Source organism: Vibrio fluminensis (assembly GCF_015278125.1).
Lineage (GTDB): Bacteria > Pseudomonadota > Gammaproteobacteria > Enterobacterales > Vibrionaceae > Vibrio > Vibrio fluminensis.
The window spans coordinates 1-20,480 of sequence record NZ_JADILO010000022.1; the positions used below are offsets into that span (position 1 = coordinate 1).

Here is a 20,480-nt window from a genome sequence, read left to right on the forward strand (position 1 = left end):
TGACTGTGCTGATACCGAAGTATCAATTGGTCACTCAGTTCATTGAAATCGAATTTGATACCGAAGTATCTAATTGGATTATCATCAACGAGTGCCCACACAGATTGATAGGTTTATATTGTTAAAGAGCTTTGCTTTAAGCTTTCATCTCAAAGCGGACGGTAATTTTAGCGAGATAACTTTCAGTGTCAAACACTTTTTTCGTTATTTCTCTGAAAGTTAGTTTGTTAACTTTCACCGTCTCGTTGCTTCGCTAAACCGCTTGGTTTGTCGTGACAACGGAGGCGAATTATAGGGAGATAATTTTAACTGGCAATAGTTTTTTTGCTACTTTCGGTTTGTTTGCACGGATTTTAAACAAAACAGTTAAAACAGCAGCAAAAAAGGGGCTAAAAGCCCCTTTTCTCTCTACTTATACTTACTGGTGAGCAACGATTTGGTCATTGTGCACAATCAATTTAATGGTTTTATCCGGCACAACTCGTCCTGAAAGTATCGCTTTCGCCAACGGGTTCTCGACACTTTGTTGAATCGCGCGTTTTAGTGGTCGAGCGCCGTATACAGGGTCAAAGCCAACTTGAGCAATCAAGTCCAACGCTTTCTCTGATACTTCCATATGGTAGCCACGCTCTTCCATACGTTTAGATAGACGTAACAACTGAATGGCGGCAATCGACTTAATATGATCCTGACCAAGTGGATGGAAAACGACACTTTCATCAACACGGTTAAGGAACTCAGGTCTGAAGTGTTTCGTGACTACTTCCATGACTTCATTCTTAATACCTTGGTAATCCAGTGTATTAAAGTTCTCTTGAATACGCGAAGAACCGAGGTTCGACGTCATGATCACAACCGTATTGCGAAAATCAACCGTACGACCTTGACCATCAGTTAGGCGCCCATCATCCAATACTTGTAGCAATATATTGAACACATCCGGATGCGCCTTCTCAACTTCATCTAATAGAATGACTGAGTATGGTTTGCGTCGCACTGCTTCCGTTAAATAGCCACCCTCTTCATAGCCAACATAACCAGGAGGCGCACCGACTAAGCGAGCCACAGAGTGTTTCTCCATAAACTCAGACATGTCGATACGTACCATGGCATCTTCACTATCAAACATAAAGTTTGCCAGTGTTTTACACAGTTCGGTTTTACCCACACCCGTTGGACCTAAGAATAAGAAGGAACCAATCGGTTTATTTGGATCAGACAGGCCTGCTCGACTACGGCGAATCGCATTCGCCACCACTTCAACCGCTTCTTTTTGGCCAATGACACGCTTATGTAGCACTTGCTCCATACGCAGTAGCTTCTCTTTCTCTGCCTCCAGCATTTTAGAAACTGGAATGCCGGTTTGTTTAGACAGAACTTCGGCAATTTCTGCATCAGTCACTTTATTACGCAGAAGCGTCATTTCTTGCATTTCAGCTTGCGTCGCTAAGTCGAGTTGTTTCTCTAACTCAGGAATACGGCCATATTGCAGCTCAGACATACGACTTAAATCACCCGCTCGACGAGCTAACTCCATATCAAGACGCGCTTGCTCGAGTTCAGTCTTAATATGTTGAGTACCAGACAGTGCGGCTTTCTCTGTATTCCACACTTCTTCAAGCTCAGCAAAATCACGTTCTTTCTCTTGCAGTTCTTGATTCAGAATCTCTAGGCGTTTTTCACTCGCGTCGTCTTGCTCGTTACTTAGCGCTTGTTGTTCGATCTTTAATTGAATGATCTTGCGCTCTAGCTTATCAAGCGCTTCCGGTTTCGAGTCCATTTGCATACGAATGCTCGACGCCGCTTCATCAATGAGATCGATCGCTTTATCTGGCAATTGACGATCAGAGACATAACGGTGTGACAGCGTTGCTGCAGCAACAATCGCCGGATCGGTAATTTCAACATGGTGGTGCAATTCATAACGCTCTTTAAGACCACGTAAGATCGCCACGGTATCTTCTACGGTTGGCTCATCCACCAGCACTTTTTGGAAACGACGCTCTAACGCAGGGTCTTTCTCCATATACTGACGGTATTCATCTAAAGTCGTCGCTCCTACACAGTGAAGTTCACCACGAGCAAGGGCTGGCTTGAGCATATTACCCGCATCCATTGAGCCTTCACCTTTACCTGCCCCAACCATAGTATGAATCTCATCAATAAAGAGGATGATATTGCCCTCTTCTTTAGATAGTTCATTAAGGACTGACTTTAGACGCTCTTCAAATTCGCCTCTATATTTCGCACCCGCGACTAATGCGCCCATGTCGAGTGACAATACGCGGCGACCACGCAAGCCTTCCGGCACTTCATTATTAATAATGCGCTGAGCAAGACCTTCAACAATTGCAGTTTTACCCACCCCTGGCTCACCTATGATGACTGGGTTATTTTTAGTTCGGCGCTGCAAAACTTGGATCGTGCGACGAATTTCATCATCTCGGCCGATAACAGGGTCCAATTTACCTTGCTCGGCACGCTCGGTAAGATCGACGGTAAATTTCTCAAGCGCTTGGCGCATCTCTTCAGCATTTGGGTCATCAACCTTTTGACCGCCTCTGATCTTATCGATCGCTTCAGTGACTTTTTGCTCGGTAATGCCAAACTCTTTCAGTAACGCACCAAGAGGGCCACGATCTTCAATCGCCGCCAGTAAGAAAATCTCGGAAGATATGTAAGTGTCTTGACGCTTTTGCGCCACTTTGTCACACAAGTTAAACAAAGTGCCCATACCACCAGAAAGCTGAACATCGCCACCAATGCCACTCACTTTCGGTAAACGATCTAACATTTCTCCTAGCTTCGATCGTAACTGGGAAACATCCACACTTAACATCGTCAGTAATGGGCGGATCGGGCTGCCATTTTGATCCATCAGTGCCACCATCAGGTGGACTGGTTCAATATATTGATGATCACGACCTAACGCCAAAGACTGCGCGTCAGAAATAGCGATTTGGAACTTGCTAGTAAATCTGTCTAGACGCATTTCAACCTTCCTAAACTCAACTGAGGTAATTCTATTTCACTAACAAAGATGGCTACGCATGGCGCGATTTTCAAGGGAGCAAAAATGAAAAAAGGCTGACAAAATGTCAGCCTTTAAATTATTCGAGCCAAATTAAACTGGCTTGTCGCCCAGTCACCCCATCACGACGATAAGAGTAGAATTGTTCAGGGTCAGAGTAGGTACACATGCCACTGGCGTACACTTGGCTTACGCCGAGTTTATTCAAGCGCTGAGTGGCAATTTGATCCATATTCGCCCACCATTTACCCACTGTGCCCGTCGGTTTAAATGCACGACTCGCCTGTGAATCAAAATCACAGAATGCTTGTAATACATCGTCACCCACTTCAAAGGCGCTCGGGCCAATTGCAGGACCAAGCCAGGCAATCACCTCACCTTCAAACATCTCAACTGCATTTTCAACAATGCCATGGGCGAGCCCACGCCAACCAGCATGAACGGCAGCCACTTGTGTGCCTTGCGTATTAGTCAACAATACAGGCAAGCAATCCGCCGTCATCGCTGAGCAGACAACACCACGCTGATCGGTAAATAAACCATCGGCATCAAGCGTGCTTGATGTCGGTTTATCGACGACTTCAACGCGCGTCGAATGGGTTTGATTAAGCCAAATTGGCGCACTCGGCATACCAGCAAGCTCAACCAAAACCTGACGATTTTCAAGTACCATTGCTAATTCATCCCCAACATGGCTACCAAGGTTCAAACCTTGATATGGCGCTGCAGAATGACCACCCAAACGTGTCGTCGAGATAGCTTTAACCTGCTTAGGCACTTTCCAGTTAGGAATAATTAGCGACATATTAGTACTCTTCTTCTAATCCGTGCTCTTGAGCGTCTTGGCGCAATGCTTCAGTCATCGCCACCATATCAGCAGGTACTGGAGCGTGGAATTCGAGCTCTTCACCTGTAACAGGGTGTTCGAAACGCAGCATCACCGCATGAAGCGCTTGACGATCGAAACGACGAATCATGTCCGTCACTTCTGGTGTTGCACCTGATGGTATACGCGCACGACCACCGTAAGCAGTGTCACCTAGCAGAGGGTGCTGTAGGTATGACATATGCACACGGATTTGGTGAGTACGTCCGGTTTCCAGACGCAGACGAATGCGTGTATGTTCACGGAAATGTTCAGCTACACGGTAGTGCGTCACTGCCGGTTTACCCATAGGGCTTACCGCCATTAAAGTACGCTTCGTCGAGTGGCGACCAATCGGTTTATCCACCTTACCGCCCGCAGTCATACGACCGATAGCAATCGCTTCGTATTCACGTGTGATATTACGTTTTTGCAGCGCACGCACTAAACGTGTTTGTGCCGGAACCGTCTTCGCCACCACCATCAAACCGGTAGTGTCTTTATCTAGACGGTGCACAATACCCGCACGAGGTACTTCCGCAATATCAGGGTAATGATGCAGCAACGCATTAAGCACCGTACCGTCTGGTGTACCCGCTCCAGGGTGCACGACAAAGTCACGAGGCTTGTTAATAACAATGATGTCATCATCTTCATAGACGATATCCAATGGGATATCTTGCGCTTCCCAGCGCTCTTCATCTTCAAGCTCCGCTTGTAGTGTGATGACTTCGCCACCCATAACTCTCGTACGTGGTTTAGTGATCACTTCACCATCCACTTGCACTTTGCCCGCAAGAAGCCACTCTTTGAGTCGCGAACGAGAGAAATCGGAAAAAATTTCTGCGATAGCTTGGTCAAGACGTTGACCTAATTGACTATCTTTTACTGTATTGGTTAATTCAATCTGCTGAGCCATATCGAACTTTTTTAAAAACTGTGAGACTAATTGTCACTAGTATGGAAGAATATTGCTCCATTGTATCTGCTACCGACAAGAAAGTAACGGAAGCGAGAGAATTATTTACTTCAAGGAATCGACTCCTGACATGAAACAGCATACTTTATCTGGATTATTGGCACTCAGTTTACTCGTCGGATGTACCAGCAGCGAAGAGATTGTTCCAGATGTTCCGCCATCAGAGCTTTACTCTGAAGCTCAAGTATTACTGCAGCAAGGTAGTTGGAATACAGCGATCGAGAAACTCGAAGCTCTCGACTCTCGTTACCCGTTTGGTGCGTATTCAGAACAAGTTCAGCTTGATCTCATCTACGCTTACTACAAAAATGATGATCTCGCGCTAGGCTTGGCTACCATCGAACGCTTTATTCGTTTAAACCCAACCAATGAAAAATTAGACTGGGTATTGTATATGCGTGGCTTGACGCATATGGCGCAAGATCGCAACTTTATGCACGATATCTTCAATATTGATCGTAGCGACCGCGATCCTGAACCGGTAAAATCCGCGTTTGCAGACTTTAAGAAACTATTGGAACGATACCCAAATAGCCCTTACGCTGAAGATGCGCATAAGCGAATGATTTCATTAAAAAATCGCTTAGCTGAATACGATTTAGCAACGGCTGATTTCTATCTACGCCGTGAAGCTTGGATTGCCGCAATCAATCGCTGTCAGGAACTGCAAAAGACCTATCCAAATACGGAAGCTGCACGTAAGTCTTTGAGCATCCAATTAGAAGCTTACGAAGAGTTGGGACTAGAAGAACCGGCAGAACGAACTCGTCAGTTAATGAAACTGAACCCAATCTAAATCTTCAGATTTATCATAGCCGCGTTTAAACGCGGCTTTTTATTCCAGCCACTTAATTTAAATCCAAATAGCCTCAACATACGACTGAGGTATAACCCAACCTTGTTTACTTCCTAACAAAAGCTACCTTTAATAGAGTTATCTATAAAGGCTACCTCATGTTAAAAGCTCTTTGCTTGTCTTTGATATTATTGCCACTTCATGCAATGGCGTTATCGCTTACTCCCCTAGATAGGGCGCCCTATTTTGGCGACTTAAATAAATTGGAAAAAAAAGGCGTTATTCGTGTCTTGGTATCCGCTGACCTGGGTTTTTACTACATTGAGCAAGGCCAACCTAAAGGAATATTGGCTGAGCTACTCTATCATTTTGAAAAGCAGCTCAAACGCAGCCATGCCAAACTCAATCTCCAAGTTATTCCGGTTGATCGTGATGATCTTCTCCCGTTACTTGAGCAGGGCTATGGTGACCTTGTGGTCGCCAATCTAACCGTCACCAAACAACGGCAAGAAAAGGTCGAATTCAGCGCGCCAGTAAGACGGGGAGTACAAGAATGGATTATCACCCCTAAACAGAAAACCCAATACACCGATATCAAGCAATTAAGCGGTAAAGAGTTTTGGGTACGCGCTAGCTCTAGTTACTTTGAAAGTCTGCAAAAACTCAACCACCAGCTCAATAAACTCGGCAAACCTCCTGTGTTAATCCGCTTTTTGCATGAAACCATACAAGACTACGAAGTGATGGAGATGGTTAATCAGGGGCACATCAAAGCGACGATTCTCGATAGTCACAAAGCCGAGCTTTGGCTAACTGTCATGAACAATATTCAGGCGCAAAAGAAACTACCACTGCGTAAAAACGGGGTGATAGCTTGGGCAATGCGAAAAGATAGCCCTCAACTAAAGCGCTCGGTTGATCAGTACCTTGCCAAACACCGCTCTGGCACCATGATGGGCAATGTGATTTATGGCAAATATCTCGAAAATACGCGATGGCTAAGGGAGGTTCTCGATCCGAAAAACATCCGTAAATTAGAATCGTTGGCGGATACCTTTACTAAATATTCCAATCAATACGGATTCGATCCGCTGATGATTTCAGCTCAAGGCTATCAAGAGTCAGGGCTCGATCAAAGGAGGGTGTCGCACATGGGTGCGGTAGGGATCATGCAAGTATTGCCCAGCACAGCCAGAGATCCCAATATCAATATTCCTAACATTTACAAACTCGACAATAACATTCATGCCGGTGTGAAATACATGCGTTTCATTAAAGACCGCTACTTCAATGACACTAGCATTAGCGCTGAGAACAAAGTCTACTTCGCGCTTGCCTCTTACAATGCCGGCCCAGGCAACATTCGCAAGATGCGACGTATTGCGCGTCAGCAAGGGTATAACCCAAATCGATGGTTTAAACACGTAGAGATCGTCACCCGCCGAAATATCGGTCGTGAACCGGTGCAATACGTCGCCAACGTAAATCGCTATTTTATTATCTATACGCAGCTATCGTTATTACAACAAAGCCGAAATCAACCCGACCACTCGATAACAAACCCCTTGATATTCCCGATTGAAGTGGAAGGAAAATAATTAAAGCTAACGCATTACGATAGAGAAAACCGAATCTGGGATCTGGTGGATTTTTTTGAGATTAAGATCACAATTAGACAGTGAGCAAGGAATGAGCAACCTATTTGTTTAGGCCGCATAAGTGCCCTAAAAAACAGTGGCTTTTTAGCTGGATACCCTTACCAATCTAACGCGTTTTTTTTGTTTCACAAGCTTTTTCGCACATTATTTCCAACAGTGTTTGAGTGAGATCACAAATGGTTTCGAGCAAGAAATATCAGACAAAAATAGTGATATAGATCACATTTTTTCTCGGTTGAATCAGTAATCTGGAGTTAACCCATGAGGGATGCAACAGAGGAAAACATCTATGAAAGTAAACATCACTGGTAAAAATATCGACATCACCTCTGCAATCCGCAATCACATTGAGAGCAAATTTAAAAAGCTCGAGAAGTGGCAAGTAGATATCATTGGCTGCCAAGCGACCTTCAGCGAGGAGCCAAACAAACAAATGAAGTTTGAAGCAGTCATCACGGTACCAAAAGGAAAACTTGTCGCTTCAGCATTACATGAAGATTTATACGCTGCCGTTAACGAGGTAGAACAAAAACTAGAACGTCAGCTAAACAAACTACGCCACAAGCCAGAAGCTCGCCGCAGCGAAAAGCCGGAGCTTGAAGAAGTCGAAGAAGCGGAATAACCAAATCGATATTTAGAAAATAGCGCCTCAGGGCGCTATTTTTTTGCTTGACGCTGAAAACACGGTTGCTTATTGTGTTGAGTAACTTCTTAAATGAATAAAATTTATGCAACCCACTCATCTGTTCTTTTTCGACTTGTTTTTTCTCCAATAGCTTTGGGGGCTGACTCGTTTTCGGAAGATAAGTCAAAAACGAACAGAAAGCCTCCCCAACGGGAGGTTTTTTTATGTAAGGATTATTAGGATGACAGAACAACAATACTCTCTTGACGAAATTCGTCTGCGACTTAATGAGCTAGACGATAAGCTACTACAACTACTTTCTGAACGTCGTAAGATGAGTATTGAGGTGGCAAAAAGCAAAGTGCACACCGCTAAGCCTGTACGTGATGCCGAGCGTGAACAGCAACTCCTAGTAAAACTAATCAACAACGGTTTAGACAAGTATCAACTTGATGCCCAGTACATCACTAAGCTATTCCATGCGATTATTGAAGACTCCGTACTTCTGCAGCAGTCATACTTACAAAATCTTGCGAATCCTGAACTGAGTCGAAAACCACTGGCTCGCGTTGCTTTTCTTGGTTCAAAAGGCTCTTACTCACATCTCGCAAGTCGTGAATATTTCAGCCGTAAAAATACTGAATTAATCGAACTCAATTGCGAAGGCTTTAAAGAAGTTGCTAGCACGGTAGAATCTGGTCATGCCGATTACGGTGTGCTACCGATTGAAAACACCAGTTCAGGTTCGATCAATGAAGTCTACGATCTATTGCAACACACCACGCTATATATCGTCGGTGAAATCACCTTACCGATTGAGCACTGTTTGGTTGCAACTGAAGAAATCCGTCTAGAGAACCTAACGACCCTCTACTCACACCCACAGCCTCACCAGCAATGCAGTGAGTTCATCGGACGCTTAAAAAATATTGAGCTGAAAACGTGCGCTAGCACAGCGGATGCAATGCAAAAAGTACGCGAGCTGAACCGCTCTGATGTGGCAGCCATTGGCAATGCTTCTTCAGGAAAAATCTACGGCTTACAGCCAATTCAAGGCAACATTGCCAACCAAACTGAAAACCATACACGTTTTATCGTTGTCGCACGCAAACCCGTTGAAGTCTCTCCGCAAATTCCAGCCAAAACCACGCTTATCATGTCTACCTCACAAGAGACCGGTTCACTAGTCGCAACTTTGCTGGTACTGCAACGTTATGAGATTAACATGACTAAACTTGAGTCAAGACCAATCATGGGTAACCCATGGGAAGAGATGTTCTATGTGGATGTCGATGCGCACTTGGACGCAGAAAACATGCAAAATGCACTTTCTGAACTGACTCGCATTACTAAGCACTTAAAAGTATTAGGTTGTTACCCAAGTGAGAACGTAAAACCCACTCAAGTAAAATTAGTGTAAATAATTACCACTTGGCTCAAAAAACACACCAACTGTGACTGACACTTTTTATAAAATTTAATAGCATGCTCACTCTTTGAGCTTGTTTTGTGTCGGTCACGGATTGCACCACACTGCTCGGCGTTATCTAAAAAAAGGATTCGGTAACACCGCATGACAATAAGGACATTGTTTTATTACTCGCTGTTGTTTATACCAACAGTGAGTTTTTCTTTATCTGCTAAACAGTTAAATCTGCTCATGTGGGAAGACACGCTTTCCACTCGTGTGATCAACCAATGGCAGAAAGAGACTGGAATCACCCTTAATATTACGCATTTCGACAGTAATGATGATAGGGACATTTTATTAAGCGGGAACCAAAACCTTCCCTTCGATATCTTAGTCCTCGACAACATTTCAACCAACGTCTTTGCAGAGCTGGGAAAACTTTCCGAAATCACTAAGATTAAGAACCGAAAGCACCACGACAAATTTTGGCTAGAAGCTTGTGGTGAATTTGGGCAACCCTATTTTTGGGGCTCCGTGGGTGTCGTATACCGTACAGATAAAGTTAAAAATCCACCGAAGACTTGGGCGGAATTTATCCGGCCTCCACCTGAATTAAGTGGCCATATAGGTTTACTTAATGACACGACTGACAGCTTTCTTCCTTTCTTGCTTAGCCGAGGAATATCACCACATACTGACAACGCTGTCGCGCTCAAACAAACTTACCAAGCGATGCGTCGATTTAATCAGCATGTGCTCACTTATCAATACCCACTCACATTCATGAATCAAGAAAGTAATGCTCAGGAGTTATTCCTTGCCATGGCTTATAGCGGAGACCAACATTTACTCAATCAACAAAGCGGTAAAGATATATGGCGCTTTGTAGCGCTTAGTCAACAACCACAGCTTTGGTTGGACTGCCTAACAATCAACAAGAAATCAGCCAAGCAAGCGTTAGCCAAGCGATTTATTAGCTACGTATCATCTCCCAATATTTCTGCAACAAATGCAACAGAAATCAAAGCTGCAACTACGAATAGGAGTGCGAGAAAACTGCTGCCCGGTTGGTATCTTAATGATGCATTATTGTCAGCTGAAACCGAAAATATTCTTGTTCGTCAGATGGAACAAGTTCTTTCAGCCGAAAATATAAGCCTTCGGGCAAAAATCTTAAGTCAGCTTTTAATTGACCATGAAACTCAATACTAGAGTCCTGCTACTTGTCGCACCAGTTATCTTAATCAGTGCCGCTGTTTCAAGTTATGGCATATTTCAAAACCAAAAAGATGCATTGATCAAAAGAGAAACCAGTTACTTGCAATTAACTATGGAAAAGTTGGCGGGTCACTTTCGCCAGTCTTATTCTCTGATCAATAGCTATGCGCTCACTCTTTCTCGAAGTGAAACAGTGCTTCAATACTTACGCCATCGCGGCAATCCATTTATCGAAATGGAAATGCTTAGCAATATGCAGCGTGTCATCAATAGCTTTCAATCCATTTCCCAAGACTCAATTGGCATTGCGATTCTTGATGAAAGGCAAATCCCACGTTTTTTTGCTGATAACCAGAAAGATCCTTTTTCAGTCATAGACAACCGAGCTCTGGATTACGTCAAAATAGCCTCTGCTCTGATAAGCGAAGAGGAACATATTGGCTTTAGCAAGAATCAGCAAGGGCAAAGTATCTTGGTTTATTACCAAGTAATCGACCCTAAATCATGGCGAAAATCACCAAATAAAGATAGAAATCATGCTTCTATTTTTATGGTTTACATGACCTTAGAACAATTCGATCAACTACAGCGCATCATTGAGTTTGATAACGATAGTTCGATATTTTTCACCTCGCATCCGGTGGATAAAAGCGGGCTAAATCAATCGATCGAATTAAAATCCGGTCTTTTCGCAACCCTAGATCCAGCCAGTTATTTGCTTGAAGACAAGTTACAAGCAATCAAAAGCAAACTGTTCGTGTTTTTTACCGGCTCTTCAATCTTCACCTTATTCATGTTACTTATTTTGCTCTATCGACACGTGACAAGTCCGCTAGCGAAACTCGATAGACAACTGCTTGAAGTTGAGAGAAAACAAAGACATAACATTGAAATGCTCCCAAATGAAGATGAAATTGGTCGCTTGTCGTACCGATTTCATAGCATGTATCAAGAGCTACAATCTTCTTATCAAAAAACCAAAGCTATGGCTGAGAATGATCATCTGACTGGACTCGCCAACCGCTATCAATTTCAAACCTACGTCACTAAACAGTTAACAAAAAATCCTCACTTTAAGCATGCATGGATTCTGTATATCGACTTAGATAATTTTAAGTATGTAAATGACAAATATGGCCACAGTGCTGGAGACGAACTATTGACTCACTTCGCTGCGCACGTTAATAGGCTTTGTTATGATTGGAAAAAATCAAATAATGTCAATTGCTTAGCTGCCAGACTTTCAGGTGATGAGTTTGCTATTTTTATTTCAGCAAGAAGAGATGAAAACCAAGCAAACAAACTGGCTCAATCAATTCTCAATCCTTTGATTGATAATATTGACTCCCCATTAGGTAACTTACCCATCACGGCAAGTATTGGTATTGCCAGTTACCCGAAAGATGGTAAGAGTTTAGAGAGCTTACTTTCAAGCGCCGATACTGCTATGTATCAAGCTAAACGAGCCGGAAAAAACCAACTTTCTGATTATTCTCATGAGCTTGATAATTCTGTCCGTCGTCGAACTCAAATTGAGCGCGCGTTAAGAATTGGTGACTATGACAACGAATTTGTGCTGTTTTACCAACCTTATTTCGATCGAACCGGAAAGAAAATTGTGGGTGTTGAGGCTCTTTTACGTTGGCACTCGCCTAAATTAGGCATCGTTCCTCCAGAAGAGTTTATTCCCATCTCAGAAAAAACCGGCTTGTTTGGCGGCATCGACCGTTGGGTGATCGAACGTGCCTTTAGCGACTTTGTCAGTATCCAAGAGATATTTAGTCATGATATTCAACTATCAATCAATCTTTCTTCTGCCGAGCTAGATTCTAAGCAGTTAGCCACGTTTATTGAGATGATCTCTTTGCAATATCAGGTACAGCCACATCTAATCGACTTTGAGATTACTGAAACTTTTGCCACGGATTCTCAAAGCTATACTCTGCTCCATGAGCTATCCACTATGGGTTTCAAATTGGCGATTGATGACTTCGGTTCGGGCTATACATCCATCACACAGTTAGTAGAATACCCAGTACAGAAAATCAAACTGGACCGCGAATTCTTAGCCGCACTCATTAAGACAAATAACCGTAAGGTAGTGAAACCTCTGGTTGATTTATGCCATTCGCAAGCAATGCTCGTCACCGCTGAGGGAATTGAATCGGCAGAGATGCATCATTGGCTTGAAGAAAATCAATGTGATTACATGCAAGGTTATTACTTATCTCCACCTGTCAAACTGAGTCAGTTAAAGGATTTTGCTGCCACGACTAAGGTAAACAAAGATGCCAGTACGAACCGTTATCGTCGCCTCGCTTAATCCCGCGAAAATAAGCGCGGTAGAAAGCGCGTTTAACGCCGTGTTCCCTCAACAGCAGTTTCATTTCCGCGGTATTAGTGTGCCAAGTGGGGTCGCTGACCAACCAATGAGTAATCAAGAAACTTATCAAGGTGCGCTCAACCGAGTGCGTAACGCAAAACAATCTATTGCGGGCGACTACTATGTAGGGTTAGAAGCAGGGGTAGAAAATGGGGTCACCTTCGCTTGGATGGTGATTGAGTCAGATACCCAGCGCGGTGAGTCTCGCTCAGCGAGTATGATGTTACCGCCTAAAGTTGCTGAGCAATTAGATCATTCCGTAGAACTCGGCTGCATAATGGATAAAGAGTTTAATACCGAGAATATTAAACAGAAAGGCGGCGCAATTGGGCTTTTAACTCAACACCAACTAACTCGCAGTTCGGTCTACCACCAAGCTTTAATTTTGGCGCTGATACCTTTCAGCAACCCTCTCCACTACGCGGCAAATATCTAATCAGCACACAACAATAAAGGTGCCATCTGGCACCTTTATCTTATTGGCGTTCAAGTAATTCTGTAATCACTTGCTTCTCTTCTGAGCTTTTCGATTTAAGTTCATTGGAGCCACGAGTGATCGTCGCAACGCCAACACCAAGCATTTGGCTGATTTGGCGTTGTGATAAGTCACCTTTGAGTAATTCGCGTAGAATATTGACACGCGCCACAAGAGAGTCTCTTTCATCTGGGGTTAATAACATGGTCAACAACATTTCATGCTGATCAGTTGCTGCACTATGTTTAATCAAATCTAAGATTTGTTGCCAGTCAGTATACTCTGGTTGTTGTGACATGATTTGCGCGCTCGCTTAATACTTAGTGTTCATTTCATGTGGTTTGAGAAAAGCACCATCTGCGCCAATTAAATCACGGTAGTAGGTTTCAAACATCAATATGTTTTGTACATAACCGCGAGTTTCATTGAACGGAATGGCTTCAATAAACGCATAAGCATCTAATTTTCCTTGCGTTCTCTCGCGCCACGTTTTTACTCTTCCTGGTCCCGCATTATACGCGGCAAATGCGAAAATTCGATTGTTATCGTATTTCTCCAGTAGACTTTGCAAATAACGGCTACCAATCTCGATATTTTTACCTACTTGATAGAGGTCTTTACTCCCCGAATACTCTAGTTCAAATTTTCGGGCCGTATATTTTGCCGTCGATGGCATGATCTGCATAATGCCTCGAGCGCCTACCGGCGACTTCGCCTCAACATCCATCGCACTCTCTTGGCGAGCTAATGACATCAGCGTAATTGGATCAACACTGTGCTTTTCTCCATAAAAATCAAACCACCATCGATGAGCCATAGGGAAACGAAGTTTAATGTTATCCCACATTTTCGCTTCAATACTGCCCGTCACGGTTAAATGATGCCAACGTTTGTATGCCGCATATGCGGTCAATTGCTCTTGTTGTTGCTGAGTCGCTCTATTTAGTAAATGACGCCATTCACTCTTTGCCGCAGCGATTTTGTCGCGATCAATCAGTTCGCCAATACGGACCAGACTTTTATCGAATGGTTTCACAACATCGCGGTCTAGTGTAAGCGTGCTCTGCGGGTACACGACTGAGCGTCCTAGTTCTTTTGCCGCCGCGACGCTATAGAAGTTACGTTTCCCTACCATTTTCTCTAAACGTTGATTCGCTTGTTTGCTTTTCCCTAAAGCCATTTCAGAACGCGCTAGCCAATATTGCCAACGCAGCGTGGTTTGCGGCTTTTCTGGTAATACGCTAATCCAACGCTCGATATCTTGCCAATCGGCATGTTGAATCGCGAGACGAATACGTCGCTCAATAAGTTTCGTATTATTCGAAGTAGCAATGTGCTTGTCTCGCCATTCAGCAAGCGCAGAAGAGTCCGTATTGATCAAGCGAAGCGAAATATAATCGGCTAACTGTTGCGCCTCTGCCTGTGACATTTTCTGCCCATCAACCACACTGCGCCAAGCTTTTTGAGCCTGTTTAACATCCATTCGAGCGAGTTTTTTCAGCGCCATTTCACTTTGTTTACGATGAAAATCATTCGCTGTATTTTGCTTTGCAAACTGATTGACATCACTTGGCTGGTTAAAAAGCGCTCGCATCTTCTTCGCTTGTTGTTTCGCTTGTGCGGAATCGACTTGCTTCGAAAGATAATTGAGTAAATTGCCATTGCGAGCATCGAAAGCCAGTAACATACGATCCAGTATTTGTTGGTCAGTTCTCAGCCCTGCTTTGTCCCATGCAGCAAACAATGGATCACAAGCATCTGAAATACTGCGTCCGTGACGCCATAAATCCTCTGCGCCTTTAAAGGCTAACTCTTGGTTACCTGTCTGTAAGTGGGCATTATAGAAATGGCATTGATACCTCTCTCCGCGTGGCAACTGTGTCTGGAACTCGAGTAAAGTTTGCCACTGTTTACGGCCAGCCAATCGATCTAAATAAGGCGCTTGAATGCGGTTGGAAAACGGAAAATCTTGATACTCAGAAACGAAAGCGTTCACTTGTTGTGGTGATTTATCACCTAATTGCAGTAAAAAGGTTCGATAATCAACATAAGGAGTAAGTGGATAAGATGCGATCTTTGGTCGCAATTCTAGGTACTTACCTACTTGCTTGTTATCAAGTAACTGCTGAGCTTGGTCATAAAGGGCCCTTTGCTCAGATAATGGAGTAGCAGCGATACCTGCTGCGCTGTATATCATCGTAGACAAAGCCAGTATCGATGAAGGAAGGCAATACAGCGACTTAGAAAACCTTGGCGTCATGTCATCTCGTCCTAGTGAGAAACGATTATATAAAAATGCTATATAAAACTATTGTAATAAGTTCTATAAAGCATATACACGTTAAATAGTTTAAGTAAGCATAGATCTGCGAGACAAGAATTAGCTCGAAAAAATTATTTCATATAAGTGTGACACATTTAATCAATTCCACTTCCCTATCATGCAAATTTCATTAGTATGCTTTCTCTATCTGCACCAATTGTCAGTATCGGTAACAAAGCTTGTTCGGTTGGTGTAAAATACTCGTTTATGTATACAGAAAGTTAGGAACGATCGGCAATGGCTGAATACGTATATACCATGTCGCGGGTGAGCAAGATTGTGCCACCGAAGCGTCAAATTCTAAAAGACATTTCTCTAAGCTTCTTCCCTGGTGCAAAAATTGGTGTACTTGGTCTGAACGGTGCAGGTAAATCAACACTGCTACGTATCATGGCTGGTATCGATACCGATATTGATGGTGAAGCACGCCCTCAACCAGGCCTCAACGTAGGTTACTTGCCGCAAGAACCCGTTCTTGATGAATCAAAAACTGTACGCGAAATCGTTGAAGAAGCGGTTGGCGACGTTGCTGGTGCATTAACTCGTCTTGATGCGGTATACGCAGCTTACGCGGAACCTGATGCTGACTTCGATGCACTTGCAAAAGAGCAAGGTGAACTAGAAGCACTGATTCAAGCAAAAGATGGTCACAATCTAGAGAATGCTCTTGAGCGTGCAGCGAACGCACTACGCTTACCTGAATGGGATGCAAAAATTGCAAACCTATCTGGTGGTGAACGTCGCCGTGTTGCAATCTGTCGTCTGCTACTTGAAAAGCCAGACATGCTGCTACTTGACGAACCAACCAACCACTTGGATGCAGAATCTGTTGCTTGGCTTGAGCGCTTCCTTGTTGATTACACCGGTACTGTTGTAGCGATCACGCACGACCGTTACTTCCTAGATAACGCTGCCGGCTGGATCCTAGAGCTTGACCGCGGTGAAGGTATTCCATGGCAAGGTAACTACACCTCATGGCTAGAGCAGAAAGATGCACGTCTACAACAAGAGTCATCTCAAGAAAGCGCTCGTCAAAAAACCATCGAGAAAGAACTAGAATGGGTACGTAAGAACCCTAAAGGTCGCCAAGCGAAATCGAAAGCACGTATGGCTCGCTTCGAAGAACTACAAAGCAGCGATCACCAGAAACGTAATGAAACCAACGAATTGTTCATTCCGCCAGGTGAGCGTCTAGGTGACAAGGTTCTTGAAGTCAACAACCTGACTAAGTCATTTGATGGCCGCGTTCTAATTGATGACCTATCATTCAGCATGCCAAAAGGGGCTATCGTCGGTATCGTCGGTGCCAACGGTGCGGGTAAATCAACGCTATTCAAGATGCTAAGTGGTACAGAACAACCGGATTCAGGTTCGATTGAGCTCGGTGAAACGGTAAAACTGGCCTCGGTTGATCAGTTCCGTGACAGCATGGATGATAAGAAGACCGTTTTCCAAGAAATTTCGGAAGGCGCTGATATTCTTAAGATCAATAACTTCGAAATTCCAGCGCGTGCATACTGTTCTCGCTTTAACTTCAAAGGTTCTGACCAACAGAAGATCATCGGCGAATTGTCTGGTGGTGAACGTAACCGTGTTCACCTAGCCAAACTGCTGAAAGCGGGCGGTAACGTATTGCTACTCGATGAACCAACCAACGACCTAGACGTTGAAACTCTACGTGCACTTGAAGAAGCGCTGCTTGAGTTCCCAGGTTGTGCCATGGTTATCTCGCACGACCGTTGGTTCCTAGACCGTATCGCAACACACATCATCGACTACCGTGACGAAGGTCAAGTTAACTTCTACGAAGGTAACTACACCGAGTACATGGAATGGCTGAAGAAGACTTTGGGACCTGAAGCGGCAGAACCACACCGCATCAAGTACAAGCGTATTTCTAAGTAATTGTGATGTAATCAGCAGAGATACAATGAGATCTCTGCTTGAAATTCGTTCAAAGGCCGCTAATATAGCGGCCTTTGTTGTTATCCGAATTGCATAGTTAATCCAGCAAAAACGACCTTCATCACTAACTGAAAACAAATCCAAATGGTAACTCGGCTTCTTCTGTTAAGCTGCGAAAAATGGATTTTAAAGAGAACCAACATGATTGAACGTCGTCGATTTTCACGCATCGTATACCAAGCACTTGCTGTAGTTTCACAAGGTGATATTGAAGTAGAAGCAACCGTGAAAGATTTATCTTTACATGGATTGTTACTCCGTTGCCCACAAAGCCATTTACTCAATCCCTCTGAGACTATTTCGATTAAGTTCCAACTGACAGATAGCGACATTACTATCGAACTTGAAGGGCGCATAATTGGCGAACTGCATGAAATCACTCGAATCATTATTGAACATATTGATATCGATAGTATCAGTCATATTAAACGTATCATCGAACTCAATGTTGGCGACGATCAGTTATTGCATCGAGAAATCGAGCAGCTCTCTGACCTAGCAGAATTTCCCTAACAAAATTGTATGCCTAAAAGAAAAATAACAATTACGATTCCAACAGGAACAGAAGTACAACATTTCACTTTAAGTAGAAAATCTCTTCTGCTTACTATTGTCACAAGCTTCGCCGTGATTAGTGGTACTGCTGGTTATATTTATACCAAGCAAAAAGATATCTCTACACGTGATCAGTCTATTACCAATTTGCGTCAACAACTCACTGCCGCGAATCAGCAAAAAGTAACCTTTGAGCAGCTTTACGAAGAACAGATAGATACCTCGCACACTCTATCCCAAGAACTAGAACAGAAACGTAACCAATTACATGTGCTCGGCAAGCGAGTTTACGATGTTGAAGCGGTATTAGGTTTATCCGATGAAGCACCACTGGACGAACAAAACCTAGAAGATCGTCTGGATGCTGCCGCTGTCGACTCTGCGGTACGTGCGACTATGTTCCGCATGATCCCTAACGAATCACCTTTGGATTATAACCGCATTTCATCATCGTATGGTCGCCGAACCAATCCTATTACTGGTAAGCGCCACACTCATACCGGCATCGATCTAACCTGTGATCGTGGGACGGCGATCGTCGCTCCAGCTGATGGTGTAATCGAAACCGTGCGCCCAAGTAAAAAAGGCTTCGGTAACTTCTTAACATTACGTCACTCATTTGGTTTTATGACCTCTTACGCTCACTTACAATACTTCAAAGTGAAAAGTGGCCAATTCGTATCAAAAGGTGAAGTGATTGCAACCTGTGGTAACTCGGGGAACTCCACTGGACCGCATCTGCATTATGAAGTGCGCTTTTTAGGTCGCTCACTTAACCCGCAATACACCATGGATTGGACACCAGATAACTTTAACTATCTATTTGAGAAAGAGAAAAAAATCAAATGGGCACCTTTGGTGAAACTGATTGATGACAATGTACGTCTGCAAGTCAACTTAACCAACAACCCATATACTGACAGCTCTGTAAACACAGTAAACAACACGGCAAGCAGTAGCGATGATCTCTCGGTTCAATAATAGCGACGTTGACGAATAACGGTCACGGTTAAAACCAAAAAAGCTGCCTTAGGCAGCTTTTTACTTATATGAGGATAAGTGCTCGTTTAGCCGCGATGAATCGAATCATTGGCTTGTTTCAGTAAGTTCTGGCTTTCGATCATAAACTGCTGTGAGTAATCGCCAAACCAATCACTGACTTGATTAAAGTTATCGATGAAACTCTGTTTATCTTGGCTATCCAAGATATCTAACGCTCGACCGAAACGCTGATGGAAGCGCTTGATCATCTCGATATTCTCTTGCGAAGAGAAAATAATATCACCGTACAAATTCGGATCTTGTCCAAACAGGCGACCTACCATCGCTAATTCTAGACGGTAAATTGGCGAGCTTAATTGCAACAGCTTATCGATGCTTGGGTTTTCTTGACTCAGGTGCAAACCGTATGCGAACGACGTAAAGTGACGCAAGGCTTGAATAAGGGTCATGCCATGATCATGCTCACTGGCATCAATCTGGCACAGACTCGCGCCCCAAATAGCAAACTGCTTTAATAGCCACTGGTAATGCTCTTCCCCTCGACCATCGCAGTAAACAATGACCTGCTTAGCCAGACTTGGCACATCTGGACCAAACATTGGATGCAAGCCAACAACCGGGCCTTGATGCACGCGCATCATCGCCTCGAGAGGCTTAGATTTAATTGAGGTCAAATCACACAAGATGCAATCGCTAGGCAGATTACCTAGCTTCTCAATCACCCCTTGTGTCAGATGAATCGGTACTGTGACCACTACCAGTCCCGCATCTTCAAGGATCTCATCAGCGCGATGCCAATCTTGGCTACCCAGCACCTTCACTTGATAGCCTGATAAGCTGAACATACGACCGAACAAACCACCTAATTGACCTTTACCACCGACAATCACGACTGAGCGCAATTCTGGATTCAAGCACTTAAAACCTGAGTCTTTTTCACTGGCATAAGACTCGCGCATCGTGCGGCGTAAAATGTCTTCAATCAGCTGTGGTGGCACACCCATTTTCTCCGCTTCCGCGCGGCGAGAAGCAAGCATTGCCGCTTCACGATCCGGCGCATAAATCGGCAAACCATGCTCACTTTTCACCTCGCCAACTTGCTCGACCAGCGCTAAGCGCTGAGCCAACAAATTGAGGATCTGCTTATCTACTGCATCAATCTGATCACGCAGGTGGTTTAACTGTTCAGCCATG

Annotated in this window: 16 protein-coding genes and 1 other annotated feature; of the genes, 10 read left to right on the plus strand and 6 right to left on the minus strand. The window is 43.9% G+C overall.

The genetic code is table 11. The features are described 5' to 3' along the window. Window positions 1-418: 418 nt before the first annotated feature. The 3 genes from clpB to rluD form a co-directional block, all read right to left on the minus strand. Complete coding sequence (gene clpB / locus IRQ95_RS14570) at window positions 419-2,992, minus strand: ATP-dependent chaperone ClpB (protein WP_194437598.1); 2,574 nt, start codon at window positions 2,990-2,992, stop codon at window positions 419-421. A 118-nt stretch (window positions 2,993-3,110) separates the two neighbouring features. Then, a complete protein-coding gene (pgeF, locus tag IRQ95_RS14575; protein WP_194437599.1) occupies window positions 3,111-3,836 on the minus strand; it encodes a peptidoglycan editing factor PgeF in 726 nt (241 codons plus the stop codon). Window position 3,837: 1 nt separating this feature from the next. After that, window positions 3,838-4,815 carry a 23S rRNA pseudouridine(1911/1915/1917) synthase RluD gene (gene rluD / locus IRQ95_RS14580; RefSeq protein ID WP_194437600.1) on the minus strand — a complete coding sequence of 326 codons (978 nt, stop codon included), beginning with the start codon at window positions 4,813-4,815 and terminating at the stop codon, window positions 3,838-3,840. 130 nt (window positions 4,816-4,945) lie between these two features. Here rluD and IRQ95_RS14585 point away from each other — a divergent pair, with 130 nt between their 5' ends. The 7 genes from IRQ95_RS14585 to yjjX all read left to right on the plus strand — a co-directional run bounded on the left by IRQ95_RS14585 (window position 4,946) and on the right by yjjX (window position 13,402). Then, window positions 4,946-5,671, plus strand: a complete 726-nt coding sequence (locus IRQ95_RS14585; RefSeq protein WP_194437601.1) for an outer membrane protein assembly factor BamD — start codon at window positions 4,946-4,948, stop codon at window positions 5,669-5,671. 158 nt (window positions 5,672-5,829) lie between these two features. Beyond that, the gene (locus IRQ95_RS14590) at window positions 5,830-7,269 is read left to right on the plus strand and encodes an MltF family protein (RefSeq protein ID WP_194437602.1); all 1,440 of its coding nucleotides are present in this window, start codon (window positions 5,830-5,832) and stop codon (window positions 7,267-7,269) included. Window positions 7,270-7,618: 349 nt separating this feature from the next. Next, window positions 7,619-7,951, plus strand: a complete 333-nt coding sequence (hpf, locus tag IRQ95_RS14595; RefSeq protein WP_075651523.1) for a ribosome hibernation-promoting factor, HPF/YfiA family — start codon at window positions 7,619-7,621, stop codon at window positions 7,949-7,951. Between the two features lie 109 nt (window positions 7,952-8,060). Next, window positions 8,061-8,181 (plus strand) — a sequence feature (Phe leader region). Window positions 8,182-8,195: 14 nt separating this feature from the next. Then, window positions 8,196-9,374 (plus strand): prephenate dehydratase, encoded by a 1,179-nt coding sequence (gene pheA / locus IRQ95_RS14600; RefSeq protein WP_194437603.1) that lies wholly within the window; start codon window positions 8,196-8,198, stop codon window positions 9,372-9,374. Window positions 9,375-9,527: 153 nt separating this feature from the next. Beyond that, a complete protein-coding gene (locus IRQ95_RS14605) occupies window positions 9,528-10,577 on the plus strand; it encodes a polyamine ABC transporter substrate-binding protein (RefSeq protein WP_228481436.1) in 1,050 nt (349 codons plus the stop codon). Continuing rightward, window positions 10,561-12,906: a putative bifunctional diguanylate cyclase/phosphodiesterase gene (locus tag IRQ95_RS14610; RefSeq protein ID WP_194437604.1), complete on the plus strand. Its 2,346-nt coding sequence runs from the start codon at window positions 10,561-10,563 to the stop codon at window positions 12,904-12,906. Before IRQ95_RS14605 ends, IRQ95_RS14610 begins: the two co-directional genes overlap by 17 nt. Further along, a complete protein-coding gene (yjjX, locus tag IRQ95_RS14615) occupies window positions 12,872-13,402 on the plus strand; it encodes an inosine/xanthosine triphosphatase (protein ID WP_194437605.1) in 531 nt (176 codons plus the stop codon). Before IRQ95_RS14610 ends, yjjX begins: the two co-directional genes overlap by 35 nt. A gap of 40 nt (window positions 13,403-13,442) precedes the next feature. Here yjjX and trpR read toward each other — a convergent pair whose 3' ends face one another. Beyond that, on the minus strand, window positions 13,443-13,739 hold the full coding sequence (gene trpR, locus IRQ95_RS14620; protein WP_194437606.1) for a trp operon repressor: 297 nt from the start codon (window positions 13,737-13,739) through the stop codon (window positions 13,443-13,445). Between the two features lie 15 nt (window positions 13,740-13,754). Then, window positions 13,755-15,701 carry a murein transglycosylase gene (sltY, locus tag IRQ95_RS14625; RefSeq protein ID WP_194437607.1) on the minus strand — a complete coding sequence of 649 codons (1,947 nt, stop codon included), beginning with the start codon at window positions 15,699-15,701 and terminating at the stop codon, window positions 13,755-13,757. Between the two features lie 300 nt (window positions 15,702-16,001). Here sltY and ettA point away from each other — a divergent pair, with 300 nt between their 5' ends. The 3 genes from ettA (at window position 16,002) to IRQ95_RS14640 (ending at window position 19,265) form a co-directional block, all read left to right on the plus strand. Next, entirely contained in the window at window positions 16,002-17,669 is a 1,668-nt protein-coding gene (ettA, locus tag IRQ95_RS14630) for an energy-dependent translational throttle protein EttA (protein WP_194437608.1), read from the plus strand. A gap of 201 nt (window positions 17,670-17,870) precedes the next feature. Beyond that, on the plus strand, window positions 17,871-18,242 hold the full coding sequence (locus IRQ95_RS14635) for a PilZ domain-containing protein (RefSeq protein WP_194437609.1): 372 nt from the start codon (window positions 17,871-17,873) through the stop codon (window positions 18,240-18,242). Between the two features lie 9 nt (window positions 18,243-18,251). Beyond that, window positions 18,252-19,265: a M23 family metallopeptidase gene (locus IRQ95_RS14640; RefSeq protein WP_194437610.1), complete on the plus strand. Its 1,014-nt coding sequence runs from the start codon at window positions 18,252-18,254 to the stop codon at window positions 19,263-19,265. A gap of 86 nt (window positions 19,266-19,351) precedes the next feature. Here the strand turns inward: IRQ95_RS14640 and tyrA are convergent, their stop codons facing one another. Further along, the gene (gene tyrA, locus IRQ95_RS14645) at window positions 19,352-20,479 is read right to left on the minus strand and encodes a bifunctional chorismate mutase/prephenate dehydrogenase (protein ID WP_194437611.1); all 1,128 of its coding nucleotides are present in this window, start codon (window positions 20,477-20,479) and stop codon (window positions 19,352-19,354) included. Between the last annotated feature and the right edge of the window lies 1 nt (window position 20,480).